Origin of the sequence: Halocola ammonii (assembly GCF_049334165.1) — a bacterium.
Classification (GTDB): Bacteria; Bacteroidota; Bacteroidia; order Flavobacteriales_D; family Sanyastnellaceae; genus JBEGHD01.
This window is the reverse complement of the sequence record NZ_JBEGHD010000016.1, coordinates 62007-78326: the sequence shown is the minus strand read 5'-3', so window position 1 is coordinate 78326 and position 16320 is coordinate 62007. Positions and strand designations below refer to the sequence as shown.

Sequence of the window (16320 nt, the reverse complement as noted above, 5' to 3'; positions counted from 1 at the left end):
CTTCGCGACTTTGCTTGAGAATTAATGCATCTACTTAAACAGCAGTTAAAACATTAAGACTGATTAAGCAATGAAGGACATTAAGGCTTTCTTCATTAGCTTAATGAAAACTCTTAATGGCTAAATGTTGGAACACTTTTGAAATAGCCTCTACTCAAGCCGCAGGTAAACACATAGCCACAGTAGAAACTGCTTTTCCATAACAACTCAACTGAGAAAACCGAGACATCATTCACAATCCTTCGAAAGGCACATAGGTAATGCACATCGAACTATGTGCCTACTGTGGTTTATTCCCAGCGTTGTAAAGCTTCGCGCTCTTTGCGACTCTGCGAGGAACAAAAAAGCCCACTAAAATCTAGCAGGCTTTCCTTCAATTCGTCAATCTGGATTATTCAACTTTCTCCAGTGTGTATGTCTTTTTCATGATTTTCAAAACCAGCTTGTCATCAGTCTTTTCCTTGATTTCGAACAATCCGGCATTGGAGCCACCGCCCATTCCACCGGTTCTCACACTCGAGATAAAAAGCTTGCCATCTTTCGTGGTCCACTTTGAATCAAAGCCGTAGTACTTACACTCATCCGGAGCTGTTGCTATAACTTTCTTCACTTCTGTTCCATCAACAAGAGGCTCGGCCTCCTCATTTGTGAAATGCCAGATCGTCATTTCATCGCACTCGGTGACTTCTGCGGACTCATCGTTTTCATCCTCTACTTTTATGAGTTGGTACTTACCTACAAACTCGCTTGAAGAGGGAGCTCCTCCACAAGAAGCGAAACCAATGGCCAAAGCAATTAGAGCAATAATGTTGAATTTGAGAGTTTTCATAAGGTTTGATTTTTTTCTAAAAATAGAAATACCTGGAAATCTAGGTATGTTAAGAAATCCCTTAACATGCAACTTAAATAAATGGCCCTGAGTTCTAGAGTCTGTCAAACGAATATCTACTTAAGCACCATGAATAAGCTTCTATTTCTACCGATTATCTTTTTCATGACCTGCGCCATGACCTGCGGTAAAGATGACTACTGTCCCGATGATGCACACAGCAGGTTGTACTTAAGAAATGAATCTGATGTCCGCATCCATTCCAGAATTTATTGGAACTATCCAGATACAACCCTGGGAGAATACCCGGTCTATGACGGTGATGGAGGAGTTTTACCGAATGACTTCAGAGCCATTGAAGCAGATATTCACAGTTGCTGGGAAAACGCTTTGGAAGGTAGAAGTGAATGGATCTACATTTTTAATGCGGACACCATAGAAACTCTGGATTGGGAAACTGTCCAACAGACCAATCGAGGACTTCTCGAAAGAATCGAAATCAACCTGGAATACCTGGGACAAAATGATTTTAATGTGGTTTATGAGTGAGGGACTATAACTCCTTCAACAACAAATGCGGTCCGGCCTTCTGCAAACTTCATCAAAAGAACCCCGAGCTATATCTAGATTTTCTGCTGTTAACTACTGGGTTTTAACCGTATTCTCTGAGACGTTCTTCCCTTTGGCATCTCTCAAATGAAATAAGCCACTACTTTCGCTACCAATATTGAATTCCGCAAAATGGACAAAAGAGAAAAATTCTGGAATCGGGTTGCCAGCAAATCTCCTGAAGTGCCTGGTACTACAACGCTCAACGTGATCAGCCGCACAAGGCAGCACCTGAAACCCGAAGATGAAGTACTCGAGATTGGCTGCGGAAATGGAGCAATCACTATCGAACTGGCAACATCGGTGAAACATGTGGATGCCATCGACATTTCCTCAGAGATGCTCGAACTGGCCCGTGAAGCTGCTACCAAAAAGTCTCTTCAAAATATCGACTTTCACTGGACGAAGCTTGAAAACCTATCAGTAGTTAATGGAAGCTACTCAATTGTCACAACTTTCAGCGTTTTGCACTACATAGAGAACCCAACCAACTTTGCCAGTCAGGTGCACAAACTGCTAAAACCGGGTGGTATTTTTATTTCTACCACACCATGCCTGGGTGAAAGAAAAAACCTGACCAACATCCTTCTTTCCTTCCTGTCAAAAATCAGGATACTCCCTCCTATCAATTTTTACAAGAAGCGCGACTTGGAAAATTCCATAGTAAAAGCAGGATTTGAAATTGTGGAATCGGAAGTGATTTCAAAATTAGAGGAGCTTTATCTGGTAGTCAGGAAATCAAGATAATTCAAAAATCCCGCAACAAAATATGCTGCCCGGCAGTTTGCAAATCCCGCCAGATGCGATTGATCTCGTTTTCTGGGAACAACACCGACATCCCAAGCCAGGGAAAAATTTTGGCCGTTCGCTGTTGGACTTGATTCACAGTTTCAAAACACTGCTCGCTAACTGATTTAGCCAGCTTGTCGGAGACGGCTCCCTCCTGCTCCAACTCCTCCCAGCTTTTTTCAACTCTCTCGAAAAACGCTTTCCGAAGAAACTTCATCTCGTTATCCTGCTCATTGAGCATTCGTTTCACCTTTGGGAACCTATCTGGAAAAGGTTGCTGCCAGTTGCTCTTGCTTTCCTCAGCCAGCTGTTGTGCTTTCTCAATGAATGCTTCTCCAAGTCCCAGAACAACTGCAGCGAAAGAAACACGCGCAAACTCCAAAAATGGATACTTGAAGAATAGGCTGCCACTGTTGACTTGTGGTTGGGAAATGTCGAACATTCGATCCGAGGTCACAAAAGCATTATTAACTTTTACCGTATGACTTGCTGTAGCCTTTAGCCCTAAAGCATTCCAGTCCTTTTCGATCTCAATTTGATCGGGGCGTAAAACGAACGATTTTACCTGATCTGTTTTCTCCCCATTTTCATCAGTCACAAAACAGTTAAAGGTGAATGCCGATGCTTGCGGAGATCCACTGCAGTATTTCCATTTTCCAGTGATGCGAAAACCATCTTTCTCCGGGGTCGCCAAACCTAATGGAATTCCACTTCCGGCAATCAGAGCTTCTTTCGAAGAAAACACTTCTTTAGCCACCTTGGGCTCCATAAAGTCAAAGAAGAAATTGCCTCCAGCTCCGATAGTCACCGCCCAGCCGAAGCTGCCGTCTACGTAAGAACTCTTCCTGAAAACATCAGCCGCTTCTGGAAGCGATAAATTCTTGCCACCAACTTCATTTGGCAGAAGAACTTTGTACAATCCGTGATCATAAATCACCGCAAGCTGATCTCTTTTCAACTGACCTGTTGCTTCCGCCTTTGAGGCATCTTCCTGTATTTGCTGGATTTCTTCTTCTGAAAATTGCATGGCGACAAATGTAACAAACGACTTGCTGGAGACACTAAGTCGAAAGAAAAAGCAGCCACTCAAGCCGCAAGAAACCACAATAGGCAAACTAGAAATCTTCCCTTTTCTCACCAAGCTTTGCGCTCTTTGCGTCTTGGCGGGAGGGTTATTGTCTCTACTCAAACAGCAGGTGAAACACATAGGCACAGTAGAAATCCTACTTCTTTTAACATTTCCTTCAACGGACTCAAATCGAGTTTCCGATTAACATCGACTTAAGGCACATAGCAATTACACGTCTAGTACCTATGTGCCTCCGCGCTCCTATTATGCCTACTGTATTTCTTTCCAGCGTTGTACAGCTTTGCGCTCTTCGCGCTCTTTGCGACTTTGTGAAAAACAAGACTCACTGAGCTTCTTCCGGCTTCTACTCGGGAATGATTTTTGGACCTTGTTGAGCGGACTCAAAACACCAAAGATCAATGTCTAATTACCCCGATGCCGAAACCAAAAGAATTGAAGACAAGGAATGGCGGACTTCTCTGCTGTGGATAATAGAAAATGAGCCGCCAGAAAGAGCTGCAGAACTTCTTAAGCTACTCAGAGACACTGCAAAAGAGAAAGGCATTTCCATTCCCGAGGGTAACTTATCGACTGATTATGTAAACTCTATTCCCCACCACTCTGAAAAAGATTATCCCGGAGATCAGGAAATAGAAGAGCGGATTTACAACGCCATCCGATGGAATGCCATGGCGATGGTTGTGAAAGCGAATAAACAGATTTCGGGGATTGGTGGACATATTTCCACATATTCTTCCGCATCCGTTTTATTTGAAGTAGCTCTAACCCATTTTTTGAGAGGCTACCAATGGGGCCATCCTGATGTTGCTTTTTTTCAGGGACATGCTTCTCCTGGACTTTACTCCAGATCATTTCTTGAACATCGCTTTTCCGAAGATGCCCTGAGTCACTTTAGAATGGAATTGCAATTCGAAGACGGACTCTCCTCCTATCCTCACCCACGGCTGATGCCCGACTATTGGCGGTTTCCTTCCGTTTCAATGGGTTTAGCTCCAATTCAAGCCATTTATCAGGCGCGTTTTTTCAAGTATTTGGAAAACCGAAAAATCAGCGACAAAACTGACCAGCGCGTGTGGGCTTTTTTGGGTGACGGTGAAATGGACGAACCTGAATCCACGGGAGCTCTTTCCATCGCATCCCGAGAAAAGCTGGATAACCTGACCTTTGTGATCAACTGCAACCTGCAGCGACTTGACGGTCCGGTGAGAGGGAACAACAACGTGATTCAGGAATTTGAAAAGCTCTACCGCGGAGCCGGATGGCACGTAATCAAAGTGCTGTGGGACAGCAAGTGGGACGAGCTATTTGAGAAAGACAAGGCTGGAAAGTTGACCAGGAGACTCCAGGACATGGTAGATGGAAAACTCCAACGTCTATCTGTGGCCGATGGCAAAACCTTGCGAAAGGAGCTTTTCGGAGGAGATCCCGACCTGGAAAAACTAGTTGAAGACTGGAGCGATGAAAAGATTGAATCACTTGGTCGCGGAGGCCATGATCGTGTAAAAGTCTTTAATGCTTTTCAGTCGGCTGTTGATCACGAAGGAAGTCCGGTTGTCATTCTCGCTCAAACCATCAAAGGCTACGAACAGGGCGAAGCCGGAGAGGCCAGTAATGTGGCTCACAAAACCAAAGTCCTCAAAGAAGATCAGCTCAGGGCATTTCGCGATGAACTCGAGCTACCGATCGAAGATGAAGAACTTGAAGACATTCCATTCTTTCGGTTCGAAAAAGACAGCGATGAGTATCGCTATTTGAGAAAAACAAGAGAAGCCCTTGGCGGTCCACTTCCCCACCGCGAGCAACTGGCTAAGGATTTTAAAATGCCTTCAGAAAAAATCTTTGAAGAATACAAAGAAGGATCCGGAGATGACGAAGTTCCAACTACAGGCGTTTTCGTGAAAATTCTAACACAATTACTGAAGGACGAAAACCTGAAAGACAAAGTAGTGCCTATCATCCCCGATGAGTCGCGCACTTTTGGTATGGACTCGCTTTTTAGCCAGTTTGGAATTTACGCAGCCGAAGGTCAGCAATACGAGCCTGTCGACAAAGACAGTCTGATGTACTACAATGAAAAGCAAGACGGAGTAATTCTCGAAGAGGGAATCACCGAAGCTGGTTCGATGTCGAGTTTTATAGCCGCTGGAACCAATCACATTTCGCAGGAGCAATTCACCATTCCGTTCTATGTTTTCTACTCGATGTTTGGCCTCCAGCGCATTGGCGATTTCGTTTGGGCTGCCGCTGATGCCCGGGCACGAGGATTTATGATTGGAGGAATTTCGGGACGCACCACACTTTCAGGCGAAGGCCTCCAACACCAGGATGGACAAAGCCACCTCAATGCACTGGCAGTTCCCAATCTTCAGGCTTACGATCCGGCATTTGCTTGCGAATTGGCAGTGATCATTCAAGATGGTCTCAAAAGAATGTACAAGGAAAACGAAGATGTCTTTTACTACATCACTGTGATGAATGATGCCTACCCGATGCCAAAGATGCCGTCCAATGCCGAACGAGAAATTCTCCGCGGACTCTACCGATTGGAGAAATCGCGAAAACGAAAAAACAAAAGCGACAAGGTTCACCTGCTCGGCAGCGGAGCTGTGATGAAAGAAGTACTGAAGGCAAAGGAAATTCTGGAAGACGAATACGACATTCCTGTTGACATCTGGAGCGTGACGAGTTACAAGGCGCTCTATGACGATGCCCGAGACATGGAGCGAACAAACAGACATGAAGGCGAATCGAAAGAGAACTTCATTCAAAAGCAATTGAAAGGCGAAGGCGATCTCTTTATCGCTGCCACTGATTACGTGAAAGCACTGCCCCAAACCATCGCAAAGTGGATCCCTGGTAAATTCACCGTGCTTGGAACAGACGGGTTTGGCCGTAGCGACTCTATTGAGGCACTGCGAGATTTCTTTGAAGTTGACGCCAGGCACATTGCTTTTACCGCCCTGAGAGAAAGACATGAAAAGGGCGATATCAAAAAAAAGGTGCTTAATGATTTCATCAAAAAGCACAGCATAAAAACTGAAAAACGAAATCCTGCAGCGTACTAAAAACCAAAAATGACCATGGAAAAAGAACTCACAATACCCAAGATATCTGAAGATGCCGATGAAGCTACAATTGGAGAAATCCTTGTTAGCGAAGGCGATTCAATTGAAAAAGATCAGTCGATCATGGCTGTCGAAAGCGACAAAGCCAGCGTGGAGATTCCAGCCGAATTTTCAGGAAAAATCACAGGTATCAAAGTCAGCAAGGGCGATACCGTGAAAGTTGGCGATGCCGTGATGACGGTTGAAACTGAAGACACAGGCTCTGGCGAAGAGAAATCGGAAGAGGAGAAATCGAAAAAAGAGTCTGAAAAAGACGCTGCTGAAGAAAAGGAGAAGAAAGCCGATTCTGGTTCTTCAGATGACGAATCGAAAGACGAGAAGAAAGAGGAGAAAACCAGCGAGAAGAGCGCGACAAAAAACTCCGAAGACAGCAAGCAAGAATCTGAAAAGGACACGAAAGAATCCAAAAGCTCCAGCAACGCAGATCAAGAGGTTGCTGTGGCACCACTTGCACGAAAACTGGCACGTGAACTGGGAGTTGAATTGAGCGAAGTTCCAAAATCTGGAGAGAGGTTGACCAGCGAAGATGTTACCAATTACGTGAAGAAATTAGTTTCGAGCAAAAAGCCGGGGCGTGAATCTTCAGCTCCTTCCCTACCCGATTTTTCAAAGTGGGGCGAAACGGAGCGGGAAAAACTCTCTGGAATCCGAAAAGCTACTGCAAAAAACACCACTGAGTCGTGGCAGCACATTCCGCATGTAACTCAGAACGACAAAGCCAACGTCAGTGGCCTCGAAGAGTTTCTGGAAAAGCAAAATGAAAAGTCTGAAGAGAAAATTACGATCACTGCCGTTTTGCTAAAGCTGATTGGGGAAGCACTGGTCGAGTTTCCCGACTTCAATGCCAGTCTGGACATGCAACAAGAAGAAGTAATCTATAAAAAGTACCATCACATCGGTGTGGCGGTAGACACAGACAATGGATTGCTTGTGCCGGTAATCAGAGATGTTCCTAAAAAATCCATTTCCCAACTGGCGGGCGAATTGAATGAAGCAGCTCAGAAAGCCAGAGATGACAAGCTCACCTCAGACGAGATGAAAGGCGGCAACTTCACCATTTCCAACTTAGGCGGAATTGGCGGCACCAGCTTCACTCCTGTGATTTTCCCACCTCAGGTGGCGATTCTAGGAGTTTCCAGAACAGAGACCGAAGCGGTTTACAAAGACGGTAAATTCGGTCCAGAGCGAATGCTTCCGCTGTCACTCTCTTACGACCACCGAATGATTGATGGAGCAAAAGCAGCTCGCTTCCTTCGCTGGGTTTGTGAATCGTTGGAGCAACCGCTGAAGTTGATGATGCATTGATCTTTCCCTTAAGCCATAAGTTTTCAAATTCATAACTCTGAAACGGCAGTTCAATTCTGCCCCTATTCCCGGTGTTCTTCTTTTGGTATATTTGAAAAGATCAGACAGAAGTTTGCCTTAAGCTATTTGCAAAGAATCTGAACTGAACACTTAGCTATTAGGCATCTTTTAAACAGTTTTTCAGTTACTTAAAAGAGGTGAGCACATAATTGCATAAAGAGACATTTCTCTTTAGCGATAGTTGGCAAACATTTAAAACAGACAATGAAATTCACTTTAACCATATTGAGTTTTCTGATTTTAATCTCTTGTGATCAGCAGACGAGTGAAACTAAAGCAATCACCTATCAAAAAAGAGAAGAAGCGAAAACTGAAAAGGAATCCCAAAAAAAATCAGTGACTTGCCAAAAGACATACAATCTTAACGACATTCAAATTACTTTAATACAAACCAAAGGTGACGGCTCAGAATTCTACTGTAAATCAAAACTCCTGATTTCTAAAGACAACAGTGTATTTGATAGTCTGACATTTACACCTGAGCCTGTAGGTGGACATTATGGAATATCAAAACCAGACAAGATTGAAAATCATTTGGTGTTCACCAAACACGGTGACTATGATGGAAGAACAATCATCATTAATAGATCAGGAGAGGTTTTTAATGTGATAGGTGGAAAAAACTTCTATGATCCAAAGAAAGGTTTGATGTTCACAATTTATAAATCAGACTTAAATGGCTTTGCTGTGTTCGACTTGAAAACCGACTCACTGACTTTTGAAATGCAGGAAATAGAGGATGAGCCACTTTCTTTTCATAGAGATTTCGATGACAGGTATTTTATCTCGTGTTTTAATGTAGATGGAGACTCAACAGAAAGCGAGTTTGCCATTTGGGAAATTGAATTTGAGCTCGGAAGGATAATGCAGGTTGATCTTGACACAAATCAAATTAATCAGTCCAACATCTTGAACACATGGACAAAAGAAGAAGTAAATTGTGAATGTGAAAAATAAAAAACGTTTGCCAACAAAGGCTAAGAAAACATGTGGGCTGACACGGTAAAATGAAATTTATTATTTAAAAATAAAACTTGGTTCTCGGTTGACAGAGACGTGTTCCAAAACCCGCACGTTTCTTAGCTAGAACCGTTAGCAGCAAGTTTTAGGAATGAATTATGAACTACCTCCTCACCCATCAAGAAACCGAAAGGTTAAAATTTAGATTACTCGTACAAGAAGATTTTGGTTCCTGGGTACCGCTCTTTAAGGCAGAAAATGTCGCAAAACATTTAGACCTTGACGCATCGATGTCCGCTACAGAATTGTGCAAGGTTTGGTTCGACAAAGCTTTTCACAGATACGAGAACAACCTGGGCGGGATGAATGTGCTTGTTGACAAAGAAACGAATCGGCTTGTAGGACAAGCAGGGCTTTTGATTCAAACCATTGAAGACGAGCTAAGATTAGAAATTGGCTACTCCATCCTTCCCGAATTTTGGAATCGCGGTTATGCATTTGAAGCCGCAGAAAAATGCAAAAACTTCGCTTTTGTAAACAACCTTGCCGACTCACTGATCTCTATGGTTCACGAAGAAAACATTGGCTCCGAAAAGGTGGCACTCAAAAACGGAATGACCTTCGAGAAGAAGATCAAACCCTTTAACATCTTTAGTATTGATAAAGGAAACTGGAAGTACTTGGTCTGAGCTTATCCGCTGATGCAAGCCAGAATTTAGGATTTTGGTTAAAAGCTGAGTAGATTAGTCAGACTTTCTAAACAGATACAGATGAAAAAGCTTTTCCTGATTTTTATCCTGGCACTTCCTTTCAAAGACCTCGCATCACAGAGCTTTGACCTTAAATCAATAGATTTTGAAGTAGGAGATGTTTATGTTTCTTGCCCTCCTATCTTTTTTCACTTTAACAAGTATGAGATCTTGCCCAGAAGCGAAGCTATCCTTGACAGCATTGCTAATTTTCTTCTAGAAAATGAAAATCTTGTCCTCGAAGTTGGTTATCACACCGATGGCAGAGGAAGTGAGCATTACAGCAGAAGGTTAGATCAGAAGAGAGCGGAGAGTATTGTTGCATCCCTCGTGGAAAAAGGAGTAAGTGCAGACAGACTCGTTGCCAAAGGATATGGCGGAACTCAACCGATAGTCTCTAATTCGGAAATCCAAAAAATGGAGAGTGATCAACAAAAAGAGGAAGCACACGCCACTAATCGAAGAACTGAATTTAAGATCATTAAGATTAATAGGTAGGTGACTTACTTGTCTTGAATTATCAGGATGTTTATGTCCGTCAATCGAATATTCTTAGACCGCTCATCTATGCTACGGTTGGGTTGGTCGCTATACTCGATATTGCTTTTATCTACTTAATCATTTTTGAAGATTGGGATCTTCCCCATCTTATGCTTTTTGCGAATGTCTTGCTTTTTTTCTAATTCCCCTGGTATCAAAAAAGAACAAAACTATTCTGGACAAATTCGAAAATCGATGATTGGCTAAATCCTATTCTAAGAAAGAACTAAACTGTATCCAGCAATGCTCTACCCAAACGAACTCATCCCAAATTCTACAGAAATGTTTTCAGTCGATGGAACTAACATTGTCATACCTAAGACCATTGTTAAGTTTAAGAAATGGCGCGGAAAGCCCATCGAAAACACTTTTGGGAACAAGCCGCTTTTAGATTTTGAGGGAAGCCCTATGTTCGCGGAACTTGCCATAATGAAAACCTTTACAAAAGACGGATGGGAATCCCGTTGGATTGAACCTTACGGAAGACCGAAACTCTCACCTTTTTATCTAGAGGAATGGACTGACAGTGCTCTGAAAGATCAGGTTGATCAACCAATAGAGAATAAGGAAATCCAAGAGCTTCTTAAAAGAATAGCTGAGAAAAACAATTCCAAATTTGGCGGTTGTTGGGACGTGCTAGCCTGGAAAGATGAGCATCTAATTTTTGCAGAATCAAAAAGGAGCAAAAAAGACTTCATTCAGTCAACTCAAAACCAATGGCTCAATGCTGCTTTCAAGGTTGGTCTGAGGCGAGAAAACTTTCTGATGGTGGAATGGACGGCAACTTAATGCTAATGAAGACAAATCTCTTTTTCTTCGTAGTCACCGCAACTTGCTTGATCGCAAGCTGCGACAATGAGAGTTCTGACTCAGAATTTTCTTATGACCTTGGCAATTTTGTGAACGTTGAAACAACTCGACCCATTTCCCCAACTGACTCATTGTTGATTGTGCCATGTATCCAAATCTCAATTCATAACCACAGTTACGATTCACTTGTCCTTTATCACGACAAAGCCAGAATACTCTCACTAGAGCGGTCGGAAGCCTACGCTTCTGGAGATAACGACTGCGGCTTTGCTTCCACTTCTGATCAATTCCCTGATGGGCAAACTACGCTTCGGAAAAATCAATCTCAAATTTTTTACCTTAAAAATCCGATTGAAAACGAGAATTGCACATTCGACTCGGTACTCACCTGGATCGATGCAATCCGGTACTCTCAAAATAGGACATTCAATATTCCTTTAAAGATTCAGGTTGAATGAATCCGGGTCACTGGCAACTAATTTGAAATAGTTAATTCATCAACCCTTGGTTGCTTACCGACCCGCCTCTCCAAATACCCACACCAAAGTCTCGATTTGAACAATTACTGTAGTGGATGGCTTAAAAGAACGTACTTCTCAACCGCGGTGATTGCACCTGTGAATACATCCAAAGATGTCCAATATCAGAATTCAATCGCTGAATCAAACAACTTTATTGAGTTCAGTTTTGGAAGAAACAGAGATACCGTCCCTTCTGGAAATTGAGCACATTTAATTTATAAAACGCTAAAAAGTGATTATGAATCGACCTATACTTTTTACTTCAATTTTACTTCTGGTACTTGCATCCTGTGGTCAAAAGACCAGTCCGTTTGTTAGTGAACTGCAAACTGCACCATCTGTGGAAACCAATCAGATTGATTTGGAAGTCAACGGCCAGCCGCAACCAGCACACACGATTGATTTTGTTTCGGATGCTTCGACCACTCTGAGTGCCTGGCGGGAGTTTTCTGAAAAGAAGTTTAAACAAAAACTCAGCAAGAGTAAAGGTAAATACATGGCCGAGAGTGTGATGATCTCTGAGTTATCCTCTGGTCCAATTTCCATTTATAGCGATGTGGCAGACAGAAGTAAGGGGTCTCAATTGCAGGTTTGGGTGAAATCCGGAGAAAGCTTTGTGAGCCATTCAAACCTCCCGGAGATTTCCCAGCGCATCGATGCCGCTTTGAAAAATTTCGCCAATCAGTTTTACAATAAACATTATGGGATGGCCATTGCCTTTCAGCAAGAAGAAGCTAAAGAAGTTGGCGATGAGCTCAGCAGCCTTCAGAAAAAGAAGGAGTCTTTAGAGAAAGATCAAAAGAGCAATAAAGAAGATATAGACGACAATCAGGAAGAAATCGACAAGCTTCAGCAGAAAATCAACGAACTTGAAAAAGAGAATGAAGACCTCAGACAAGAGAATCAGGAGCTGGAACAAGAGCAGAAGGAAAACCAAAAAGCCATTGCAGAAACGCAAAAGGAACTAGATAAAAAGAATTCAGAACTACAAAACTTAAAGTCTAACTCCGAAAAGTTTAAATAGTAATTCCCACTTCGAGAATAGAATAATTGATAATCACCGTCAAAGAAGCAATTTTGACGGTGATTTTTTTTGGCTTTGTCTTCCATTCGAAAATTAGACCAACAAAGCTAGATACTCTAAATTCTTATCTTGCCCTTCAATCATTCAACTTCTCAACTCATGAAACACTTGACCTGCCTCCTTCCCCTGGCCATAGTTTTTCTCTTCGTTGGCTGTTCACATACAACTGAAAACAAATCAGAAATTACCGGACGTGGAGCTGGTGCGCCCTTGGCAAACGTTCAACCGCAAAAGCCAGAAGCCCAGCCAGAGACAGACCGCAAGCTCACTAAAGAAGGTTACGTGGAATTCGAAACCGGAGACCTCACAGCGGCCAGAGAAACTGTTATGGAAGCAGTGAAAAAACACAACGGCTACGTGTCTTCAGATCAGGAATTTAAGCAAAGAGGCCGAATCAAAAACGAGTTGGTGCTGAGAGTTCCGGCTGATAATTTTGTCAATTTACTGAGTGATGCAACACAGGGCGTTGACAAATTCGACCGAAAGGAAATTGAAGTAAAAGACGTCACCGAAGAGTTTTTGGATGTTGAAGCCAGGCTTAAAACCAAAAAGGAACTGGAGAATCGTTACCTGGCACTTTTGGAGAAAGCCAATAACGTTTCAGAAATTCTGGAAATCGAACGAGACGAGAACTCGGGAAAGTGAGGTCACAGATCGAATCTACAGAAGGTCGTCTCAATTACCTTCAGGACAGAGTCTCTTACTCTATTTTGACAATTACTTTTTACGAAGAACTTCCCAGTCAAACAGCATTTGGACAGAAATTCAAAAATGGTTTTAGCCAGGGCTGGGACAACCTCGTTTGGTTCTTTGTCCTGCTCACACACATCTGGCCGTTCCTGCTAATTGGAGTTGGGTTCATAGTTGGAATTAAGATTTACAGAAGAAGAAGGCAGAAAATGTAAAATGCTCCTGTCACTTTAGGACATTAATCTCGGTGATACTCTTCCTTTCCCCTAATTTTACCCCAACCAAAATCTCAAAATCATGAATAAGACACTCAGAAATATCCTGGCAGTAATTACCGGTTTCATTGGAGGTAGCCTGGTGAACGGAGGACTGGTACAAATCGGTCATTCCGTTTTTCCACTTGAAGGAATTGACACTAACGATTTGGACGCTTTAGCTGAAGCTATGCCCCACATGGAAGTTGAACACTTCATTTTCCCGTTCTTGGCCCATGCTTTTGGGACCCTCGTAGGAGCAGCAATTGCAGCAGCCATTTCTTCCAATCGAAAGATGCTTGTTGCAATGATTGTCGGTGGGATCTTTCTCATTGGAGGCATTGTGGTCAACTACATGCTCCCCGGACCTACCTGGTTTGCCATTTTAGATGTCTTGTTAGCCTACATCCCCATGGCATGGATCGGGGCGAAAATCGCGATTGGTTCGGGAAAAAGAGATTGAATGAAACAGTTGTAGATCTGAAAAAAGATTTTTTCAATAAATTGAGCTTTGTAAAAAACTTTAACTACCATGCTAAACACTCACTATGAAAGACCTCAACGGCTATATTCTCGGACTCAAACTCAAGCGCTATCAAATACGAACCGATTCTGTTAAAGATGAATCTTACTTTGAAATTGGTGGAACAAACATCACAACCCAGGACTACATCTTAAAAGGATATGTCCCGCTCGGAATTGGAATAGCAATTTTGATTTTAATTTTTGCCACCATGATGGATGCCAATAAGTTTTTGCGCAGAGTGGCATTTTTCGTTCCTGTGATCATTGGGGGCTACGGCATTGCTCAACTATTACATTTTAAACGTCAGAAAGCCAGTAACAAAAGATTAATTGCCTTCGAAAAAGGAAAGCTGCGCATTTATGATTCTACTGATGACCAGGAGATCACTTTCACGGCAGACCAAATCAAAGGTTTTGAATACAGCATCGAGAAAGACAAAAAAGACGAATTACAATACCTCGGTATTTTCTCCTTTAGGGACGACAAGGACAATCAACACACCTTACTTGAAGTTTTTGAAGATGAGAACAAGAAATACCTGGAAGACGATTTTAAGTACGCCAAGTCATACCTCGAGCAATTGGTGTTCGGCAAAGTAGTAGAAGAAAAAGTAGTTGAAAAGTAAGGCCATCCTTTTACGAAATCAATTCTGCTTTCTGCCGACTAAAATATTTCTGCATCTTTATAACCTCTCTTTTTTCAAATCAACCGTTAGACCATGACCACAATCGACAGCATCGACACTATTGACAAAGAAGTATCAGATAGCAAAGTCTTTAAAGAACACTCTGTTCCTGCAGCTGCATTTCTTGGTGGACCTCTGGCTGCAGGTTACATTTTAGCGACAAACTTCAAAGCACTTGGGCAAGATCACAAGATAGTTCCAACTTGGATTGTGGCAATTCTAGCAACGTTGGCAATTTTCGTAGGTGCCTGGTTTATCCCAGACGATATTAACATCCCAAATACGATTATTCCATTGGCTTTCGCTGGTATCGCGTTTATCATCTATCGCTCTACTCAATCTGAAAGAGTTCAGAAGCACATTCAAAGCGGAGGCAAGGTTTTTTCATGGGGCAGAACAATTGCCGTAGCATTAATTGGTGCTCTCATTTCTGCAGTTATTGTATTAGGAACACTGACTTTCGTTTTCGGTGTGACTCTATTGGGATCCGAAGAAGCGCCTGTTGAGCAAAAAGCACCACGCTCAAGCCTAGAATCTCAGACGTACGGTAAAGGTGGTGCACATCAAATTGACTACGATTCCAGGAATATTTCAGAAAAGGAGATTAATCAAATAGCTGATGCCCTTGGTGAAACTGGTTTTTACAGCCAGCAAGCAGAGAGCTTCATTTATGTCGTCAATCGAGAGAGAACATACGAACTGTACTTCTCTATAAATGAAGGGACAGATCAAGATGAGAGCGTTGTTCAATCTTTTACTAAGCTCCGGTCTGATTTGGACAATCATATCCCTCAGAAAGGAATAGCAATAAAACTTGCAGTGAATAACATTCAAAATGTTGTCAAATCGATAGACTAGAATCCCCCCTCTACGAAACTCGACTATTCTTTAACTCAGAAAATATTTCTGCATCTTTGACGTGAATTGAGTTGGTTACTACTTGTTAAATAGAAACCAGCTTTTCACTTTCATCAAAATCACTCTTAAATTGGGCACTGGGCCAAGGCACAAATCAAAATGGTTCGTCAGGTTGAAGCGATTCTTCTGGATTGCACTCATCTTTTGCATTGTGTTTATCACCGTTGCCAATCTACTCGTAGAAACAAAAGCCAGCGACACTTTTAACTCAATTGAGGAACTCCCCAATAGAAAAGTCGGATTGCTTCTGGGCACTTCAAAGTTTCTGAGAAACAACCAGCAAAACCTCTACTATAAACATCGTATTGAGGCTGCTACCGACCTCTTTGAGAGTGGAAAGGTGCAGTACATTTTGATCAGTGGTGACAACGCAACTCGATACTACGATGAGCCTACAACAATGAAAACTGATTTGCTGGCAGCAGGTGTTCCCGCGGAAAAGATCATTCTCGATTATGCCGGATTTCGCACACTTGACTCTGTGGTGCGCTCAAAAGCGGTGTTTGGAGAAGACAGCATCACTGTGATCTCTCAGCAGTTTCACAACGAAAGAGCTCTTTACATCGCAGGCCACATAGGTATTAATGCCGTGGGTTACAACGCTAAATCCGTTTCTTCGAGCTATGGGTTTAAAACACAAGTGCGGGAAGTACTGGCAAGAACCAAAATGCTCCTCGATTTGATCTTTGGCGTGGAACCGAAATTTTACGGTGACAAAATTGAAATCGGAGATGAACCGACTAAGTAATCAATACTTCAGCTATCTTTAATGACTC

Annotated in this window: 18 protein-coding genes; 16 read left to right on the top strand and 2 right to left on the bottom strand. The window is 42.6% G+C overall.

The features are described 5' to 3' along the window. Positions 1 to 391 precede the first annotated feature (391 nt). Positions 392 to 829, bottom strand: coding sequence for a lipocalin family protein (locus tag ABHV44_RS14790; RefSeq protein WP_459075490.1), 438 nt, complete (start codon positions 827 to 829; stop codon positions 392 to 394). Between the two features lie 129 nt (positions 830 to 958). On the opposite strand from ABHV44_RS14790, the gene ABHV44_RS14785 reads away from it, so the two are divergent. Both ABHV44_RS14785 and ABHV44_RS14780 read left to right on the top strand, forming a co-directional pair. Further along, positions 959 to 1378 (top strand): hypothetical protein, encoded by a 420-nt coding sequence (locus ABHV44_RS14785; RefSeq protein ID WP_459075489.1) that lies wholly within the window; start codon positions 959 to 961, stop codon positions 1376 to 1378. Positions 1379 to 1570: 192 nt separating this feature from the next. Next, complete coding sequence (locus ABHV44_RS14780) at positions 1571 to 2185, top strand: class I SAM-dependent methyltransferase (RefSeq protein ID WP_459075488.1); 615 nt, start codon at positions 1571 to 1573, stop codon at positions 2183 to 2185. A 1-nt stretch (position 2186) separates the two neighbouring features. Here ABHV44_RS14780 and ABHV44_RS14775 read toward each other — a convergent pair whose 3' ends face one another. Further along, entirely contained in the window at positions 2187 to 3254 is a 1068-nt protein-coding gene (locus ABHV44_RS14775; RefSeq protein ID WP_459075487.1) for an acyl-CoA dehydrogenase family protein, read from the bottom strand. Positions 3255 to 3715: 461 nt separating this feature from the next. On the opposite strand from ABHV44_RS14775, the gene aceE reads away from it, so the two are divergent. The 14 genes from aceE (at position 3716) to ABHV44_RS14705 (ending at position 16292) form a co-directional block, all read left to right on the top strand. Then, on the top strand, positions 3716 to 6382 hold the full coding sequence (gene aceE, locus ABHV44_RS14770; RefSeq protein ID WP_459075486.1) for a pyruvate dehydrogenase (acetyl-transferring), homodimeric type: 2667 nt from the start codon (positions 3716 to 3718) through the stop codon (positions 6380 to 6382). A 15-nt stretch (positions 6383 to 6397) separates the two neighbouring features. Beyond that, entirely contained in the window at positions 6398 to 7747 is a 1350-nt protein-coding gene (locus ABHV44_RS14765) for a 2-oxo acid dehydrogenase subunit E2 (protein WP_459075485.1), read from the top strand. Positions 7748 to 8011: 264 nt separating this feature from the next. Continuing rightward, the gene (locus tag ABHV44_RS14760) at positions 8012 to 8764 is read left to right on the top strand and encodes a hypothetical protein (protein ID WP_459075484.1); all 753 of its coding nucleotides are present in this window, start codon (positions 8012 to 8014) and stop codon (positions 8762 to 8764) included. Positions 8765 to 8925: 161 nt separating this feature from the next. Further along, entirely contained in the window at positions 8926 to 9456 is a 531-nt protein-coding gene (locus ABHV44_RS14755) for a GNAT family N-acetyltransferase (protein WP_459075483.1), read from the top strand. 81 nt (positions 9457 to 9537) lie between these two features. Continuing rightward, a complete protein-coding gene (locus tag ABHV44_RS14750) occupies positions 9538 to 10014 on the top strand; it encodes an OmpA family protein (RefSeq protein WP_459075482.1) in 477 nt (158 codons plus the stop codon). A 285-nt stretch (positions 10015 to 10299) separates the two neighbouring features. Next, positions 10300 to 10845: a hypothetical protein gene (locus ABHV44_RS14745; protein WP_459075481.1), complete on the top strand. Its 546-nt coding sequence runs from the start codon at positions 10300 to 10302 to the stop codon at positions 10843 to 10845. 5 nt (positions 10846 to 10850) lie between these two features. Then, positions 10851 to 11324 (top strand): hypothetical protein, encoded by a 474-nt coding sequence (locus ABHV44_RS14740; RefSeq protein WP_459075480.1) that lies wholly within the window; start codon positions 10851 to 10853, stop codon positions 11322 to 11324. A 301-nt stretch (positions 11325 to 11625) separates the two neighbouring features. Further along, positions 11626 to 12411 (top strand): hypothetical protein, encoded by a 786-nt coding sequence (locus ABHV44_RS14735; protein ID WP_459075479.1) that lies wholly within the window; start codon positions 11626 to 11628, stop codon positions 12409 to 12411. Positions 12412 to 12570: 159 nt separating this feature from the next. After that, complete coding sequence (locus tag ABHV44_RS14730; protein WP_459075478.1) at positions 12571 to 13116, top strand: DUF4349 domain-containing protein; 546 nt, start codon at positions 12571 to 12573, stop codon at positions 13114 to 13116. Further along, the gene (locus ABHV44_RS14725) at positions 13113 to 13376 is read left to right on the top strand and encodes a DUF4349 domain-containing protein (RefSeq protein WP_459075477.1); all 264 of its coding nucleotides are present in this window, start codon (positions 13113 to 13115) and stop codon (positions 13374 to 13376) included. Before ABHV44_RS14730 ends, ABHV44_RS14725 begins: the two co-directional genes overlap by 4 nt. An 82-nt stretch (positions 13377 to 13458) precedes the next feature. Next, positions 13459 to 13878 (top strand): hypothetical protein, encoded by a 420-nt coding sequence (locus ABHV44_RS14720; protein ID WP_459075476.1) that lies wholly within the window; start codon positions 13459 to 13461, stop codon positions 13876 to 13878. Between the two features lie 85 nt (positions 13879 to 13963). Further along, on the top strand, positions 13964 to 14566 hold the full coding sequence (locus tag ABHV44_RS14715; RefSeq protein WP_459075475.1) for a hypothetical protein: 603 nt from the start codon (positions 13964 to 13966) through the stop codon (positions 14564 to 14566). Between the two features lie 93 nt (positions 14567 to 14659). Beyond that, entirely contained in the window at positions 14660 to 15484 is an 825-nt protein-coding gene (locus ABHV44_RS14710; RefSeq protein WP_459075474.1) for a hypothetical protein, read from the top strand. 172 nt (positions 15485 to 15656) lie between these two features. After that, positions 15657 to 16292 (top strand): SanA/YdcF family protein, encoded by a 636-nt coding sequence (locus ABHV44_RS14705; RefSeq protein WP_459075473.1) that lies wholly within the window; start codon positions 15657 to 15659, stop codon positions 16290 to 16292. The last annotated feature ends 28 nt before the right edge of the window (positions 16293 to 16320 follow it).

Bases quoted from the DNA above. Each gene is read 5' to 3' on its own strand.
- ABHV44_RS14775 (WP_459075487.1), bottom strand. From the start codon at position 3,254: ATGCAATTTTCAGAAGAAGAAATCCAGCAAATACAGGAAGATGCCTCA.
- ABHV44_RS14790 (WP_459075490.1), bottom strand. From the start codon at position 829: ATGAAAACTCTCAAATTCAACATTATTGCTCTAATTGCTTTGGCCATT.
- ABHV44_RS14765 (WP_459075485.1), top strand. From the start codon at position 6,398: ATGGAAAAAGAACTCACAATACCCAAGATATCTGAAGATGCCGATGAA.
- aceE (WP_459075486.1), top strand. From the start codon at position 3,716: ATGTCTAATTACCCCGATGCCGAAACCAAAAGAATTGAAGACAAGGAA.
- ABHV44_RS14755 (WP_459075483.1), top strand. From the start codon at position 8,926: ATGAACTACCTCCTCACCCATCAAGAAACCGAAAGGTTAAAATTTAGA.
- ABHV44_RS14760 (WP_459075484.1), top strand. From the start codon at position 8,012: ATGAAATTCACTTTAACCATATTGAGTTTTCTGATTTTAATCTCTTGT.
- ABHV44_RS14740 (WP_459075480.1), top strand. From the start codon at position 10,851: ATGAAGACAAATCTCTTTTTCTTCGTAGTCACCGCAACTTGCTTGATC.
- ABHV44_RS14785 (WP_459075489.1), top strand. From the start codon at position 959: ATGAATAAGCTTCTATTTCTACCGATTATCTTTTTCATGACCTGCGCC.
- ABHV44_RS14750 (WP_459075482.1), top strand. From the start codon at position 9,538: ATGAAAAAGCTTTTCCTGATTTTTATCCTGGCACTTCCTTTCAAAGAC.
- ABHV44_RS14745 (WP_459075481.1), top strand. From the start codon at position 10,300: ATGCTCTACCCAAACGAACTCATCCCAAATTCTACAGAAATGTTTTCA.
- ABHV44_RS14730 (WP_459075478.1), top strand. From the start codon at position 12,571: ATGAAACACTTGACCTGCCTCCTTCCCCTGGCCATAGTTTTTCTCTTC.
- ABHV44_RS14720 (WP_459075476.1), top strand. From the start codon at position 13,459: ATGAATAAGACACTCAGAAATATCCTGGCAGTAATTACCGGTTTCATT.
- ABHV44_RS14710 (WP_459075474.1), top strand. From the start codon at position 14,660: ATGACCACAATCGACAGCATCGACACTATTGACAAAGAAGTATCAGAT.
- ABHV44_RS14715 (WP_459075475.1), top strand. From the start codon at position 13,964: ATGAAAGACCTCAACGGCTATATTCTCGGACTCAAACTCAAGCGCTAT.
- ABHV44_RS14780 (WP_459075488.1), top strand. From the start codon at position 1,571: ATGGACAAAAGAGAAAAATTCTGGAATCGGGTTGCCAGCAAATCTCCT.
- ABHV44_RS14735 (WP_459075479.1), top strand. From the start codon at position 11,626: ATGAATCGACCTATACTTTTTACTTCAATTTTACTTCTGGTACTTGCA.